The sequence below is a fragment of the Ruixingdingia sedimenti genome (assembly GCF_031432425.1).
GTDB lineage: Bacteria > Pseudomonadota > Alphaproteobacteria > Rhodobacterales > Rhodobacteraceae > Ruixingdingia > Ruixingdingia sedimenti.
Genome location: NZ_JAVKPH010000011.1, coordinates 1 through 15,880, shown reverse-complemented (window position 1 = coordinate 15,880; position 15,880 = coordinate 1). Strand labels below are relative to the sequence as shown.

The window sequence follows — 15,880 nt, the reverse complement described above, 5'->3', positions numbered from 1 at the left end:
TCCCCCGCCTCAGAACGGAATGAATTCCAGCAGATCGCCGCGCCCGACATGATCGCAATCCGCCGGGATCAGCACCAGCCCGTCCGCCCCGGCCAAGAGCGCCACGCGGTGCGAAACCGACCCTGCCAGCGATTCCACCACCTCGATGCCCGTGCCGTCGAGGCCCATCAGCCGCGCGGGCACGAATTCGCATCGCCCCGGCACGCGGTCGCGGGCGAACCCCGCGCGCACCAGCGTCTTGCGCAAACCTCCCCCGGCGATGCCCGCCAGCGCCTCGGCGATGCGCGCACCGATCACGTGCCAGGTGACGAAGGCCGACACCGGATTGCCCGGCAGCCCGACATAGACCGCGCCGCCGATCTGCCCGATGGTCAGCGGCTTGCCCGGCTTCATCGCCAGCCGCATGACATGGATCCCCGCCCCGATCCGCGCCAGAACGGCGGGCATGTGATCCTCTTCCCCCACGGAAATCCCGCCGGTCGTGACCACCAGATCCGCACCATAGGCCGCCCGTTCCAGCGCCGACAGCAGCGCCGCCGGATCGTCGGGCACCACGCCCATGTCCAGCAGATCCACCCAGGGCAGCGCCAGCGCGCCGGTCAGGTGATGGCGGTTGGCGTTCCAGATCTGGCCCGGGGCCAGCCGCTCGCCCGGTTCGCGCAGTTCCGACCCGGTGGAAAACAGCGCCACCCGCACCCGCCGGCGCACCCGCACCTCGCCCATCCCGGCGGCGGCCAGCACCGCCGCCGCGCGCGGGTCGATCACCCGCCCGCCGGGCAGAAGCGGCGCGCCCGCGGGCAGATCCTCGCCCGCGCGGCGGATGTTCTCGCCCGCCACGGGGCGGCGGCGGAAGGTGACGGCGCCCTCGGCCGCCACGGCCTCTTCCTGCATCGCCACCGCGTCGCAGCCGGGCGGGACCGCCGCGCCGGTCAGGATGCGCAACGCCGACCCGCGCGGCCAGGACGGGGGCCCGGCATCCCCGGCGGCGATCCGGCCCGCCAGCGGCAGACGCCAGGGCCCCGGCCCGGCCAGATCGGCCAGCCGCAGCGCATAGCCGTCCATCGCCGAATTGTCGAACCGCGGCAGCGGGCTGCGGCTGCGCAGCGCGCGCGCCAGCACGCGGCCATGGGCGCGGGACAGGGGCAGCGTTTCCAGTTCCGCCACCGGCGTGGCCAGCGCAAGGCCGCGGCGCAGCGCCTCGTCCACCGGGATCAGCGCATCCGCCGCCCCGTCGCAGCCGCACATCACCGGGTCGGGCCGTCCGGCAAGCATGATCGTCATCCCCCAATCCCCCCATCGGGCGCCAGCCGCACCCCCGTGACCTGCGCCCCTGCCGCCAGCCGCAACGCCAGATCGCGCGCGGCACGGGCCCAGGCGGCCTTTTCCTGCGCCGCACGCAGATGCGGCAGCACCGCCGCAAAGGGCAGCACCGCGCCCCGCGCCCGCGCATCCAGCCGGATCAGGTGGAACCCATAGCGGCTTTCCACCGGCGCGGGGGACATCGTCCCCTCCGCCATCCCGGCCAAGGCGGCCTCGAATTCCGGCACCGTATCGCCGGCGGCCACCTGCCCCAGCATGCCCCCATTGCGGGCCGAAGAACAGGCGCTGTGTTCCCGCGCCAGCGCGGCAAAGCGCGCGGGGTCGCGGTGCAGGTCCGCCAGCAGCGCCCCCGCCCGCGCCCGCGCCGCCTGCCGCGCCGGGGCATCGCCCGGGGGTGCGGCGATCAGGATATGCGCGGCCTCGTAGACGGATGGGGCGCGGAACCGCTCGGGCGCCTCGTGCCAGATCGCATGCAGCGCGGCCTCGTCCGGCATGGCGGGGGCGATCTCGGATTCCAGGAACTGACGGATCAGCGCCTCTTCGGCAGTTTCCCACTGCCCCTTGGCCAGTTCCTGCGGGGCCGCGACCAGCCCCCGCGCCCGCGCCGCCTGCAACAGCAACTCGCGCAGCGCCAGCGCCCGGGCGGCGGATTTCCAGGCATGGCCCGGCTTGCCCCTGGGCGCGGGATGGTTCTGCGCCTCGGCCGCGATGCGTTCGGCCGGGATGGTCACGCCGTTCACCGTGACCGGGGACAAAAGCGGTTGCGCAGCCATCGCCCCTACTCCGCCGCGCGGCGCGGCAGGGGCTTCAGCCCCGTGCGCGCCGGTTTCGCCCCCCGGCGCGAGCGCACGATCTGATAGCCCGGACGCCAGAGGTAACGGACCGGCGCCGACAGCATGTGCACCAGCCGCGTGAAGGGAAACAGCAGAAAGATCACCAGCCCCAACAGGATATGCGCCTTGAACAGCCAATGCACATCGGCGATATGCGCCGCCGCACCGGCACGGAAATAGACGATGCCCTGCGCCCAGTTCATGAACTTCACCATCTCTTCCCCGTCGAGATGGCCGAGCGACAGCACGATGGTGCCGAGCCCGAGGCAAAGCTGCACCATCAGCAGCACGAGGATCCCGGTGTCGGCCAGCGTGGAATGGGCGCGCACGCGCGGATCCGTCAGGCGGCGGTGCAGCAGGATGATGCCCCCCGCCAGCGCCATCACCCCCGCGATGCCCCCCGCCGCCACCGCCAGCACCTGTTTCGCGCCATGGCCGACGCCGAGCGCGTCGAAAACCGCGATGGGGGTCAGCAGGCCCACCAGATGCCCGGCGAGGATCATCAGCACCCCCAGATGGAACAGGACCGAGCCCAGGACGAACTGCCGCCGGCGCAGCAACTGGCTGGACGAGGATTTCCAGGTGAAGGGGTCGCGTTCGTAGCGCGCGACCGAGCCCATGATCATCACCGTGATCGCGATATAGGGAAATATGCCGTAGAGGAAATCGTGCATCGTGGCCTCCTGTCACTGGGCGGGCGCTGCGGGGCCCGGGTCCATGCGGGCAAGGATATCGCGGCTGGCGGGGCAGCCGGCACTGGGATCGGGGCCGAACGTCACCTGCGCCTCGGCCCAGACGGCATCGAGGGCGGCCAGATCCTCGGGGTTGTCGTCGGCCTCGGCCAGCAGGGCCTGCGCGGCCTCCGCCCCCGGATCGGCGCTGGCAATCGTCGCCAGCGCGTCGAGCACCGCCGCATAGGGCGCCGCGCGGCGGGTCAGCCGTTCGGCCAGCGCGACGAGGATCGGCCCGGCATCGGCCAGAACCGCCTGCGCCTCTGCCAGGGGCCGGGTGGACAGGTATTCCAGCAGCACCGGCAGGTGGTCGGGCAGTTCGGCCCCCGACAGGTCATAGCCCCCCGCCCGGTACATCGTCAGCAGATCCACCATCGCCCCGCCCCGGTCGCGGCTTTCGCCGTGCACATGTTCGAAAAGGTTCAGCGACAGGGTGCGAGAGCGGTCGAACAGCAGCACATAGCCCTCTTGCAGGTCGTAAATGTCCTGGTCGCGCAGCATGGCCAGAAGGGGGGCCAGATCGTGCATCCGCCGCGGACCGAGCAGCCCCTCGGCATGCAGCACCGCGTCGATGGCGGGGATGGCCTGTTGCAGGTCGACCGTGGGATAGCTCAGCAACAGCGAAAGCGCCTTGAAGGTTTTCATGCGATGAACTCCTGCGGGCTGCGGAACTTGCGGCTGCCGAACAGCGTGCCGCCGGAATGGCCGGTGGAACAGCCGTTGCCGTCGGTGAAGCCGCAGCCGCCCTTGAGGTCATAGGCATCCTCGACCAGTTCGCGGTGGGTGGTGGGGATGACGAAACGGTCCTCGTAGTTGGCGATTGCCAGCAGGTGATACATCTCGTCGATCTGCTGCGGCGTCAGGCCCACGCGGTCGGCCACGCCCAGATTGACCACGCCGTCGATGGTTTTCGACCGCATGTAGGACCGCATCGCCAGCATCCGTTCCAGCGCCGCGGCCACCGGGCGCTCGTCCCCCGCGGTCAGCATGTTCGCAAGGTACTTCAGCGGGATGCGCAGCGATCTTACATCGGGCATGTCGTCCTGCGCCGCGATCCGGCCCGCCTCTGCCGCGTTCTGGATCGGCGACAGCGGCGGCACGTACCAGACCATCGGCAGCGTGCGGTATTCGGGATGCAGCGGGAAGGCGATCTTCCATTCCATCGCCATCTTCCAGATCGGCGAACGTTGCGCGCCCCTGATCCAGTCCTCGGGGATGCCCTCGGCGCGGGCAGCGGCGATGACCTCGGGGTCGTGGGGGTTCAGGAACACGCCCAGTTGCGCGTCGTAAAGATCGGTTTCCCGTTCCGTCCCCGCGGCCTCCGCGATCCGGTCGGCGTCATAGAGCATCACGCCGAGGTAACGGATGCGCCCGACGCAGGTTTCCGAACAGACCGTGGGCTGGCCGCTTTCCAGCCGGGGATAGCACAGGGTGCACTTTTCCGACTTTCCGCTGGACCAGTTGTAGTAGATCTTCTTGTAGGGGCAGCCGGAAACGCACATCCGCCAGCCGCGGCACTTTTCCTGGTCGATCAGCACCACGCCGTCGTCCTCGCGCTTGTAGATCGCACCCGAGGGGCAGGACGCGACGCAGGCCGGGTTGAGGCAATGTTCGCACAGCCGCGGCAGATACATCATGAAGGTGTTTTCGTATTCGCCGTAGATCTCCTTCTGCACCCCCTCGAAGTTCGCGTCCTGCGACCGCTTGGCGAATTCGCCGCCGAGGATTTCTTCCCAGTTCGGGCCCCATTCGATCTTTTCCATCCGCTCGCCGCTGATTTTGGATCGCGGGCGGGCGGTGGGGAAAGCCTGCATCTCGGGCGCGGATTTCAGATGGTCATAGTCGAAATCGAAGGGTTCGTAGAAATCGTCGATTTCCGGCAGATCGGGGTTGGCGAAGATGTTCGCAAGGATGCGCCACTTGCCGCCCTGTTTCGGGTGCAGGGCGCCCGATTTCGACCGCACCCACCCGCCGTTCCAGCGTTTCTGGTTTTCCCAGTCCTTGGGATAGCCGATGCCGGGCTTGGTTTCCACGTTGTTGAACCAGGCGTATTCCACGCCCTCGCGGCTGGTCCAGACGTTCTTGCAGGTGACGGAACAGGTGTGGCAGCCGATGCATTTGTCGAGGTTCAGCACCATGCCGATCTGTGCGCGCACTTTCATTCCGCTGCCTCCACGTTCGCGGGCTGGTCCAGCCAGTCGATCTTTTCCATCTTCCTGACGATGACGAATTCGTCGCGGTTGGCGCCCACTGTGCCGTAGTAGTTGAACCCGTAGGACAGTTGCGCATAGCCGCCGATCATATGGGTGGGTTTGGGCACCGTGCGCGTCACCGAATTGTGGATGCCGCCGCGCTGGCCGGTGATCTGGCTGCCGGGCGTGTTCACGATCTTTTCCTGCGCGTGATACATGAAGACGGTGCCGTCCTTCATCCGCTGGCTGACCACCGCGCGGGCGGCGATGACGCCGTTGGCGTTGAACACCTCCACCCAGTCGTTATCGGCCAGCCCGGCGGTTTTCGCGTCGGTTTCCGAAATCCAGACCACCGGCCCCCCGCGGTTGAGCGTCAGCATCAGCAGGTTGTCGGAATAGGTGGAATGGATACCCCATTTCTGGTGCGGGGTGATGAAGTTCAGCACCACATGTTTCTCGCCCGGCGCCAGCGACCGGGTGGCCGCATGGCCCACGGTCTTGAGATCGACCGGCGGGCGCCAGGTGACGAAACCCTCGCCGAAGGCGCGCATCCATTCGTGGTCCTGATACAATTGCTGCCGCCCGGTGACGGTGCGCCAGGGGATCAGTTCGTGCACGTTGGTCCAGCCGGCGTTGTAGCAGACCTCTTCGCTTTCGATCCCCGACCAGGTGGGGGAGGAGATGATCTTGCGCGGCTGTGCGGCGATGTCGCGGAAGCGGATCTTTTCGTCCTCCTTGACCTCTGCCAGATGCCTGTGATCGCGTCCCGTGGCGCGGCCCAGGGCCTCCCACGCCTTGACCGCGACCTCGCCGTTGGTTTCGGGGGCCAGCATCAGCACCATTTCGGCCGCGTCGATGGCGGTTTCCAGCCGCGCCATGCCGCGCGTCGGGCCATCGGCCGTCACCGTGCCGTTCAGCGCGCGCAGATGGGCGATTTCGTGTTTCGTGTCCCACGAAATCCCCTTGCCGCCGTTGCCCAGTTTTTCCATCAGCGGGCCGATGGCGGTGAAGCGGCGGTAAAGGCCGGGATAGTCGCGTTCCACCGCGATATAGGCGGGCGCGGTGCGGCCGGGGATCAGGTCGCACTCGCCCCGCTTCCAGTCCGCCACCTGCGGCTGCGCGATCTCGCCGGGGCTGTCGTGTTGCAGCGGCAGTTGCACCACATCGGTTTCCACGCCCAGAACCTCTGGCGCGACCTCGGAAAACCGTTTGGCGATGGCCTTGAAGATCTCCCAGTCGGTTTTCGATTCATAGGCCGGGTCCACCGCCGCCTGCAGCGGGTGGATGAACGGGTGCATGTCCGAGGTGTTCATGTCGTCCTTCTCGTACCAGCTGGCGGTGGGAAGAACGATGTCGGCATAGACCGCGGTGGTGGACATGCGGAAGTCGATCGTGACCAGCAGGTCGAGCTTCCCCTCGGGCGCGGTGTCGTGCCAGACGGCCTCGACGGGGCGGGCGCGGCCCTCCTGCCCCAGATCCTTGCCCTGCACGCCATGGGCGGTGCCCAGAAGGTGCTTGAGGAAATATTCATGCCCCTTGCCGGAAGAACCGAGCAGGTTCGACCGCCAGACGAACAGGTTGCGCGGCCAGTTTTCCGGCGCGTCGGGGTCCTCGCAGGACATCTGGAGTTCACCCGATTTCAGGCGCTGCGCCACATAATCCCTGGCCTCCACCCCTGCGGCCTTGGCGGCCCGGCCCACCTCCAGCGGGTTGGTGCGCAGTTGCGGGGCCGAGGGCAGCCAGCCCATGCGTTCGGCGCGGATGTTGTAGTCGATGAGCGACAGCCGGTCCCAGTCGCCCTCCGGCGCGGTGGGCGACAGCAGTTCCCGCGCCGTCACGGTTTCGTAGCGCCACTGGTCGGTATGGGCATAGAAGGCAGAGGTCGAGTTCATGTGCCGCGGCGGGCGCGCCCAGTCGAGCGCAAAGGCCAGCGCCGTCCACCCCGTCTGCGGGCGCAGCTTTTCCTGCCCCACGTAATGCGCCCAGCCGCCGCCCGACTGGCCCACGCAGCCGCACATCACCAGCATGTTGATGACGGCGCGATAGTTCATGTCCATGTGGAACCAGTGGTTCATCGCCGCGCCGATGATGATCATCGACCGGCCACGGGTCTTTTCGGCATTGGCGGCGAATTCGCGCGCCACCTGCACGATGCGGTCGCGGGGGACGCCGGTGATGCGTTCGGCCCAGGCGGGGGTGAAGGGCACGTCGGCGTCATAGCCGCGCGCGACGTTTTCGCCCCCCAGGCCCCGGTCGAGCCCGTAGTTGGCGCACAGCAGGTCGAACACCGTCGCCGCCAGCACCTCTTCGCCATCCGCCAGGCGCAGCCGCTTCACCGGCACGTTGCGCGCCAGCACCCCGCCGCGGTCGTCCACGACGAAACCGTTGGTGGCCATGCCGCCGAACCAGGGGAAACCGACGCTCGCCACCTCGTCATGGTCGTCGTCGAGGATCAGGCTCATCCGCAGGGCGACCTCTGCCCCCCCGGCCTTCTGTTCGAGGTTCCAGCGCCCCTCCTCGCCCCAGCGGAAGCCGATGGAGCCGTTGGGAACCACGATCCCCCCGGTCGCATCGTCGATCGCCACCGTCTTCCATTCGGGGTTGTTGGCCTGCCCCAGCCCGCCCGCGAAATCCGCCGCGCGCAACTGCCGCCCCGGCACCAGCCGGTCGCCCTGCCGGTCGAGCCGCACCAGCATCGGCATGTCGGTGTAACGGCGGCAATAATCCTCGAAATAGTCCGCCTGCCGGTCCAGATGGAATTCGCGCAGGATCACATGGCCGAACGCCATGCCGAGCGCGGCATCGGTGCCCTGCTTGGCGTTCAGCCAGATGTCGGCGAATTTCGCCGCCTCGGAATAATCCGGGCAGATGACGGCGGATTTGGTGCCCTTGTAGCGCACTTCGGTATAGAAATGCGCGTCCGGCGTGCGCGTCTGCGGCACGTTGGACCCCCAGAGCAGCAGATAGCCGGCATTGTACCAATCGGCGCTTTCGGGCACGTCGGTCTGTTCGCCCCAGGTCATGGGGCTGGCCGGCGGCAGGTCGCAATACCAGTCGTAGAAGGACATGCAGGTGCCCCCCAAAAGCGACAGATAGCGCGTGCCGGCGGCATAGCTGACCATCGACATCGCCGGGATGGGTGAAAAGCCGAACACCCGGTCGGGGCCGTATTGCCTTGCGGTATAGGCGTTGGCGGCGGCCACGATTTCCGTCGCCTCGTCCCAGCTGGCACGGACGAAGCCGCCCTTGCCGCGGATGCGGGTATAGCTTTCGCGCGTCGCCGGGTCGTTCTGGATCGCGGCCCAGGCCGCCACCGGCGCCATGGTCCGCCGCTTTTCCCGCCAGAGCCGCATCAGCCGCCCCCGGATCAGCGGCGTCTTCACCCGGTTCGCGCTGTAGAGATACCAGCTGTAGCTCGCCCCCCGCGCGCAGCCGCGCGGTTCGTGGTTGGGCAGGTCCGGGCGGGTGCGCGGATAGTCGGTCTGCTGCGTCTCCCATGTCACGATGCCGGACTTGACGTAGATCTTCCACGAACAGGACCCGGTACAGTTCACCCCATGCGTGGACCGCACGATCTTGTCGTGCTGCCAGCGGCGGCGATAGGCGTCCTCCCAGTCGCGGCTTTCGATGGTGGTCTGGCCGTGCCCGTCCGCGAACGTGTCCTTGCGCAGGGACGTCAGGAAATTCAGGCGATCCAGAAGATGGCTCATGGCGCTCTCCCTCAGGTTATTCTGCCGGGGCGGCGGCCACGGGGGCGCGGCCGCGTTCGATGTCGAAAAGAAGCCCGCCGCGCCGGGTGTAGACGGCCCAGGTCACGGCAAGGCACAGCACGTAGAAGGCAAGGAAGGCCCAGAGCGCCCCCAGCGGCCCGCCCGTCATCGCGATGGACGACCCGTAGGCCTTGGGGATGAAGAACCCGCCATAGCCGCCGATGGCGCTGGAAAAGGCGATGATCGCGGCGGATTCGCGGTCGGCGCGGCGGCGTTGTTCCTCGGGCCCGGCCTGCGGGGCCAGCCGCGCGGTTTCCTTGCGCATGATCACCGGGATCATCTGGAAGGTGGACGAATTGCCGACCCCGGTGAAGAAGAACAGCGCCATGAACCCGGCGAAGAACAGCGCGAAGGACGCCCCCTGCAACCCCTGGATGACGACCAGAACCGAGGCGATCATCCCCGCGAACACCCAGAAGGTGACGCGACCGCCGCCCACCCGGTCGGACACCCAGCCCGTTCCCGCCCGGCTGAGCGCGCCGACCAGCGGGCCGAGGAACACGTATTGCAGCGCGTTCACCTCGGGAAATGCGATCCGGGTCAGCAAGGGGAAGCCCGCGGAATAGCCCAGGAAGCTGCCGAAGGTGCCGATGTAGAGCAGGCACATGATCCAGTTGTGCCGCCGGGCAAAGATCACCGCCTGTTCGCGGAAGCTCGCCCGCGCATCGGCCAGGTCGTTCATCCCCAGCCAGGCCGCCGCGGTCGAGGCGACGATGAACGGCACCCAGACGAAGCCCGCGTTCTGCACCCAGAGCCGCCCGCCGTCCGACAGTTCCTGCGGCGCGCCGCCCATCGCGCCGAACACGCCCAGGGTGATGACCAGCGGCACCAGGAACTGCATCACCGACACGCCGAGATTGCCCAGACCCGCGTTCAGCGCCAGCGCATTGCCCTTTTCGGCGCGCGGGAAGAAGAAGCTGATATTGGCCATGGACGAGGCGAAGTTGCCCCCGCCCAGCCCGCACAGAAGCGCCAGCACCACGAAGATCAGATAGGGCGTCCCCGGATCCTGCACCGCATAGCCGATCCCCAGCGCCGGGATCAGCAGCGAGGCGGTGGACAAGGTGGTCCAGAGCCGACCGCCGAAGATCGGCACCATGAAGCTGTAGAAGATGCGCAAGGTCGCCCCCGACAGCGCGGGCAAGGCGGCCAGCCAGAACAGCTGGTCCTGCGTGAAGGCAAAGCCGATCGCCGGCAGCCGCGCCACCACCACCGACCACACCATCCAGACCGCAAAGGCCAACAGCAGCGCGGGGATGGAAATCCACAGGTTGCGCCGCGCGATCCGCCGGCCCTTTTCGGCCCAGAACGCCGGATCCTCGGGCCGCCAGTCCTCGATCACATGGGGCATGACGGTGCGTTCGGGGTCGTGCACCTCGCGCAGTTCGGGGAAGGCCGGCAGCCGGTCCAGGGTCGCGCCATGCGCCTGCCGTTCCATCACCCGGACCGACAGATGCATCCAGCCCATCGACACGACGACGATCAGCAGCAGCAGCACGAAGGCCGAGGTCCAGATGCCGGTGACATCCAGCAGCGCGCCGAAGACGATGGGCAGGATGAACCCGCCCAGGCCGCCGATCATGCCGACCAGCCCGCCGACCGCGCCGACATGGTTGGGGTAGTAGACCGGGATGTGCTTGAACACCGCCGCCTTGCCGAGGCTCATGAAGAACCCCAGCGCGAACAGCGTGGCGACGAAGGGCAGCAACCCCATCTCGGTCGAAAAGGCGATGGGCCCGTCCTTGCCGCGGATCACGTAATCCGTCGGCGGATAGGACAGCATGAACAGGAACAGCGCCGAAAAGCCGAAGGTCCAGTACATCACCGTGCGCGCGCCGAAACGGTCCGACAGCACGCCGCCATAGGCGCGGAACACGCTCGCCGCCAGGCTGAAGGCCGCCGCGGCGATCCCCGCCATGCGCACATCCACGCCATAGACCTGCACGAGGTAATGCGGCAGCCACAGCGCCAGCGCCACGAAGCCCCCGAAGACGAAGAAGTAGTACAGAGAGAAGCGCCAGACCTGAAGGTTCTTCAGCGGCGCGAACTGTTCACCCAGGGTGGGCGCGCGCACGCCCCGGGCGCGGCGGGCGGCGAAATCGGGATCGTCCTTGGCGAAGATCCAGAACACCACCCCCATCAGCGCGATACCGGCGGCCCAGATCTCTGCCACGCCCTGCCAGCCCCAGACGACCAGCACGAAGGGCGCAAGGAACTTCGTCACCGCCGCGCCCACGTTGCCCATGCCGAAGACGCCCAGCGCCATCCCCTGCTTTTCCGCCGGGTACCATTTCGACACATAGGCCACGCCGATGATGAACGACCCGCCCGCCAGCCCCACGCCCAGCGCCGCCAGAAGAAAGGTCGCGTAGCTGTCGGCCCAGGTCAGCGCCAGCGTCGCCGCCCCCGTCAGCACCATCTGCGCCCCGAACACCAGCCGCCCGCCATAGCGTTCCGTCCAGACCCCGAGGATCAGCCGGGTCAGCGAACCGGTCAGCACCGGCGTCGCGATCAGGACGCCGTATTCGAATTCCGTCAGGCCGAGTTCGGCCTTGATGGTGATGCCGATGATGGAAAAGATCGTCCACACGGCGAAACAGAGCGTGAAGGCGACGGTCGACAGCCAGAGCGCCCGTTGCTGATCGGCCCGAGAGGGCATGGATATACCCGGCATGAATGGCTCCGCATGACGGCGCACCCGGGGGCGCGCGGTGGTTCGGGCAACACCCAGCATCCGACACCGCCGGGGCGGGTTGATGCAGATCAATTTTTCCCGCTGCACGTGCGAAATCCGACCCGAATTGGCGTGCCGCAAGGCGGCGAAGGCGGCGCGTCAAGGTCGGCGCCGCATTTGACACGGATCAAGGTTGATATGGCGCCGGGCTGCGATTGATGAAAATCAAGCCACCCTTCGGAAAGGACGCCGATTCGTGCGCGACGAGGAAAAACCCCATATCCGCCGCCTGCCGCTGTTCCGCGAGATGATGACCCAGACCTTCGACGGCCTGATGCAGGTCGCCTATTCGCAAAGCTTCCCCCCGGGGCTGGAACTGTTCCGCCAGGGCGAGACGGCGGACTTCCTGCATATCGTGATCGAGGGCGCGGTCGAGCTTCAGGCCCAGTGGAACGGGCAGGAAACGGTGATGGGCGTGGTGCGGCCGGTGTCGGCCTTCATCCTCGCCGCCTGCGTGCGCAACGTGCCCTATCTGATGTCGGCGCGCACGCTGGAAAAATCGCATATCGTGCTGCTGCCGGTCGCGGACCTGCGCGCGGCGATGCGGCGCGACCCGGATCTGGCGATGGCGGCGATGGCCGAACTCGCCGGCAGCTATCGCAGCATGGTGCGCCACGCCAAGAACCTGAAACTGCGCAACGCGCGCGAACGGCTGGCGGCCTGGATCCTGACGCAGGCGAACGGCGCGCCGGCCTTCATGCTGCCGGTGGAAAAGCGGCACCTGGCCTCTTACCTCGGGATCACGCCGGAAAGCCTGTCGCGCACCCTGCGCGCGCTGGAACCGCACGGGGTGCGGGTCGATGGCGCGCGGATCATCATCACCGATGCCGAACGCCTGCGCGCCTTCGCCAGGCCCGACCCGCTGATCGACTGAACCCGCCGACGGGTGGACCCCGGCCGCCGCAACGGGCAGGATACCCGCAGCGAACCGGGGGAACGGCCATGGACATACCGCAGGATCTCGCCACCGCCACGCAGGTCTGGCGCGTGGAACACGACCGCCCCGGCGGGCCCGAGGTCCTGACCTGGCGCAAGGGGCCCCTGCCCCCGCCCGCCCCGGGCGAGGCGCGGGTGGCGGTGCGCGCGGCCTCGGTCAACCCGGTGGACGGCAAGATCCGCGCGGGGCGGCTGCCGGGCCTGCCGCCCGCCTTTCCCGCCACCACCGGGCGCGACGGCGCGGGGCGCGTGCTGGCGGTGGGCCCCGGCGTCGCGCCCGGCTGGCTGAACCGCCGCGTGGCCTTCCTCGCGCCGCGCGGCGAGGGCACATGGGGCATGGCGGTGAACCTGCCGGTCGCGGCGCTGGCCGAAATCCCCGCAGGCGTCGACGATCTCGCCGCCGCGGCCCTGCCGCTCGCCGGGATCTCCGCCGCGCGGGCGCTGGCGCTCGGCGGGCTCTGGCCGCTGCGGCCGGCGCCGGGGCTGCGGGTGCTGGTCCATGCCGGGGCGGGCGGCGTCGGGCGGATCGCGGTGCAGCTGGCACGGCTGACGGGGGCAGAGGTGCACGCCACCGCATCCTCCGCCAGCCGGGCGGCGGTCGAGGCCCTCGGCGCGCGGCTCTGGGCCTATGACGTCGAGGATTTCACCGCGCTGCGCGATGTGGATCTGGTGATCGACACGATGGGCGGCGAGGTGCACCACCGCAGCCATGCCGTGCTGCGCCCCGGCGGGCTGATCGCCTGCCTGCGCGCCGCCCCCTTCGCCGACCGTTCGGCGGAAACCGGCATGCGGGTGGAAATCGCGGAAATCGCGCCCGACGCGCCGATGCTGGCCGCATTGCTGGATCTGGTCGCACAGGGGCAACTGGACCCGGGCCCCGCGCAGGTGCTGCCCGCAAGCGGCCATGCCGAGGCGCAGCGCCTGTCCGACAGCGGCCATCTGCGCGGCAAGCTGGTGCTGGATTTCGGCGCGCCCTGACCCGGCGCCGTGCCGGTGGTGCCGTCGGCGGCGCGCCGCGCGGGGGTATTTGGGAAAAGATGAAGCCGCACGCCCCGGAACAAGGCGCGCCTGCTTCATTTTCTGTCCCTAAATATCCCCGCCGGAGGCTCCTGCGCCCTCCGCCGGGGCTGCGGGCGGAGGTGCGCGACCGCGCCCCCGCCCTTGGGGTCACTTCACGCCGGGGGTTCCGTCGAACTTCTTCTCGAGGCTGTCCCAGCAGTCGATGTAGTCGTCCTGCATCGGCGCGCTTTTCGCCGCCCATTCGGTCAGATGCTGGGGGAAGCGGGTTTCGAACATGAAGCTCATGGTCTCTTCCAGCTTCTCGGGCTTCAGTTCGCCGTTCGACGCGCCCTCGAAGGCGTTGCGGTCGGGCCCGTGGGGCAGCATGCAGTTGTGCAGGCTCATGCCCCCGGGGACGAAGCCCTTGGGCTTGGCGTCGTAGATGCCGTAGATGTTGCCCATCAGTTCCGACATGACGTTCTTGTGGTACCACGGCGGGCGGAAGGAATGTTCCGCCACCATCCAGCGTTCGCGGAACAGCACGAAGTCGATATTGGCCGTGCCCTCCAGCCCCGAAGGCGCGGTCAACACGGTGAAGATCGACGGGTCGGGGTGGTCGAACAGGATCGCGCCGACCGGCGAATAGGTGCGCAGGTCGTATTTGTAGGGCGCGTAGTTGCCGTGCCAGGCCACCACGTCCAGCGGCGAATGGCCGATCGGGGTCTCATGGAACTGCCCGCACCATTTCAGCACCACGCGCGAGGGCGCGTCGCGGTCCTCGAAAGCCGCGACCGGGGTCTTGAAATCGCGCGGGTTGGCCAGGCAGTTGGCGCCGATAGGGCCGCGGGCCGGGGGCGCGAAGGGCACGCCGTAGTTTTCGCAGACGAAGCCGCGCGCCGGGCCTTCCAGCACCTCGACACGGTAGACGAGCCCGCGCGGCAGCACCGCGATTTCCTTCGGTTCGAGGTCGATGATGCCCAGTTCGGTGCAGAAACGCAGCCGGCCCTCCTGCGGCACCACCAGCAGCTCGCCGTCGGCGGAATAGAAATATTCGTCGCGCATCGACTCGGTCACGAGGTAGATATGCGCCGCCATCCCCGCTTGGGTGTTCACATCGCCCGCCGTGGTCACGGTGCGCATGCCGGTGATCCAGGTCAGCGGTTCATCCGCATGGGGCACCGGATCCCAGCGGTACTGGCCGAGGCTGGTGACCTCGGGCAGCACATGGGGGGCGGATTTCCACAGCGGCACGTCGATGCGGGTGAAGCGCGTGGTGTGCTTGACCGAGGGGCGGATGCGGTAGCACCAGGTCCGTTCCGGGTGCGGCTTGGTGAAGGCCGAACCCGAAAGCTGTTCGGCATAAAGCCCGTAGGCGCATTTCTGCGGGCTGTTCTGCCCCTGCGGCAGCGCGCCCGGCAGCGCCTCGGTCTCGAAATCGTTGCCGAAGCCGGGCATGTAGCCTTCATGCGGCCCATTGCCGCCAAGAGCGCGGATCATGCCGCGGGGTGCGGGGTCGTGGTGCATCGGGGTCCTCCTGGCAGGCCGCGGCGGGGGCGGCGTGGTTCCGGCGCGCATTATCGTTGCAGATGCAATGAAGTCAAGATAAAGTTGCATCTGCAACATATCATCCGCCCCCGCATTGCGCCGGGTCCGCCGGGGCTGGTATAGCTTGCGGTGGCGGCACGCGCGCCGTTGCGGACGGGGATGGCGGCATGAACAGGGCGACCGAAGGCGCGGAACCGGGCGAGGATTTCGACCTCGGGTCGTTCCTGCCCTATCTGCTCAACCAGGCCGCAGAGGCGACGTCAAGCTCGTTCCACACCATCTACCGCGAGGCCTACGGCATGACCCGCACCCAGTGGCGGGTGCTGGCCAACCTGGGCAGGTTCGGCGCGATGACCGCGCGCGACATCTGCGCGCTGTCGCATATCGAAAAGACCAAGGTCAGCCGCGCCGTGGCGGCGCTGGAGGAACGCGGTTTCCTGACCCGCACGCCCGACAGCCACGACCGGCGGGTGGAGATCCTGTCGCTGACCGACGCGGGCCGCGCCGCCTTTGCCGACCTGGGCCGCCGCGCGACCGCCTATGGCCAGGCGCTGCGCCGGCGGCTCGGCCCCGAGGATACCGCGCGGCTGGAACGGTTGTTGCGCCAGTTGATCGCCGAAGGTGCGGCGGCGGGCTGAAACGGCCGGTGCGGCATTTCGCGGCGCATGGGATTTTATTCGGGATCGGCGCCCGCGGCCACTGGACAGAACGGCGATACGCCCGCACCATCGCCACCATGTTTCGGAACGTCTGATCAACGGCTTCGGCTGCGCCAAGATGGCCGCGTGACTCGTTGTCCCACCCGAAGACCTGCGTCCGT

At 68.3% G+C, this 15,880-nt stretch carries 12 protein-coding genes; 4 read left to right on the top strand and 8 right to left on the bottom strand.

The features are described 5' to 3' along the window. Positions 1-9 precede the first annotated feature (9 nt). From RGD00_RS11090 to RGD00_RS11060, 7 genes are read right to left on the bottom strand one after another with little or no spacing between them, the layout of a single operon-like run. Entirely contained in the window at positions 10-1,281 is a 1,272-nt protein-coding gene (locus RGD00_RS11090; protein WP_310457395.1) for a molybdopterin molybdotransferase MoeA, read from the bottom strand. Then, a complete protein-coding gene (locus RGD00_RS11085; RefSeq protein WP_310457394.1) occupies positions 1,278-2,093 on the bottom strand; it encodes a peptidylprolyl isomerase in 816 nt (271 codons plus the stop codon). The genes RGD00_RS11090 and RGD00_RS11085 overlap by 4 nt, the downstream gene beginning before the upstream one ends. Before the next feature lie 5 nt (positions 2,094-2,098). Then, the gene (gene narI / locus RGD00_RS11080) at positions 2,099-2,827 is read right to left on the bottom strand and encodes a respiratory nitrate reductase subunit gamma (RefSeq protein WP_310457393.1); all 729 of its coding nucleotides are present in this window, start codon (positions 2,825-2,827) and stop codon (positions 2,099-2,101) included. Positions 2,828-2,839: 12 nt separating this feature from the next. Next, positions 2,840-3,529: a nitrate reductase molybdenum cofactor assembly chaperone gene (gene narJ / locus RGD00_RS11075; protein ID WP_310457392.1), complete on the bottom strand. Its 690-nt coding sequence runs from the start codon at positions 3,527-3,529 to the stop codon at positions 2,840-2,842. Then, the gene (narH, locus tag RGD00_RS11070; RefSeq protein WP_310457391.1) at positions 3,526-5,046 is read right to left on the bottom strand and encodes a nitrate reductase subunit beta; all 1,521 of its coding nucleotides are present in this window, start codon (positions 5,044-5,046) and stop codon (positions 3,526-3,528) included. The genes narJ and narH overlap by 4 nt, the downstream gene beginning before the upstream one ends. Next, positions 5,043-8,786 (bottom strand): nitrate reductase subunit alpha, encoded by a 3,744-nt coding sequence (locus tag RGD00_RS11065; protein ID WP_310457390.1) that lies wholly within the window; start codon positions 8,784-8,786, stop codon positions 5,043-5,045. Before RGD00_RS11065 ends, narH begins: the two co-directional genes overlap by 4 nt. A 16-nt stretch (positions 8,787-8,802) precedes the next feature. Continuing rightward, positions 8,803-11,520: a nitrate/nitrite transporter gene (locus tag RGD00_RS11060; RefSeq protein ID WP_310457389.1), complete on the bottom strand. Its 2,718-nt coding sequence runs from the start codon at positions 11,518-11,520 to the stop codon at positions 8,803-8,805. A 12-nt stretch (positions 11,521-11,532) separates the two neighbouring features. On the opposite strand from RGD00_RS11060, the gene RGD00_RS11055 reads away from it, so the two are divergent. The 3 genes from RGD00_RS11055 (at position 11,533) to RGD00_RS11045 (ending at position 13,494) form a co-directional block, all read left to right on the top strand. Beyond that, the gene (locus RGD00_RS11055) at positions 11,533-11,739 is read left to right on the top strand and encodes a hypothetical protein (RefSeq protein WP_310457388.1); all 207 of its coding nucleotides are present in this window, start codon (positions 11,533-11,535) and stop codon (positions 11,737-11,739) included. A 37-nt stretch (positions 11,740-11,776) separates the two neighbouring features. Continuing rightward, positions 11,777-12,454, top strand: coding sequence for a helix-turn-helix domain-containing protein (locus RGD00_RS11050; protein ID WP_310457387.1), 678 nt, complete (start codon positions 11,777-11,779; stop codon positions 12,452-12,454). Between the two features lie 68 nt (positions 12,455-12,522). Continuing rightward, the gene (locus RGD00_RS11045) at positions 12,523-13,494 is read left to right on the top strand and encodes a quinone oxidoreductase family protein (protein ID WP_310457386.1); all 972 of its coding nucleotides are present in this window, start codon (positions 12,523-12,525) and stop codon (positions 13,492-13,494) included. 189 nt (positions 13,495-13,683) lie between these two features. Here RGD00_RS11045 and hmgA read toward each other — a convergent pair whose 3' ends face one another. Next, entirely contained in the window at positions 13,684-15,039 is a 1,356-nt protein-coding gene (gene hmgA / locus RGD00_RS11040; RefSeq protein WP_310457385.1) for a homogentisate 1,2-dioxygenase, read from the bottom strand. A 188-nt stretch (positions 15,040-15,227) separates the two neighbouring features. Between hmgA and RGD00_RS11035 the strand changes: the two genes are divergently transcribed. Further along, on the top strand, positions 15,228-15,698 hold the full coding sequence (locus RGD00_RS11035; RefSeq protein ID WP_310457384.1) for a MarR family winged helix-turn-helix transcriptional regulator: 471 nt from the start codon (positions 15,228-15,230) through the stop codon (positions 15,696-15,698). The last annotated feature ends 182 nt before the right edge of the window (positions 15,699-15,880 follow it).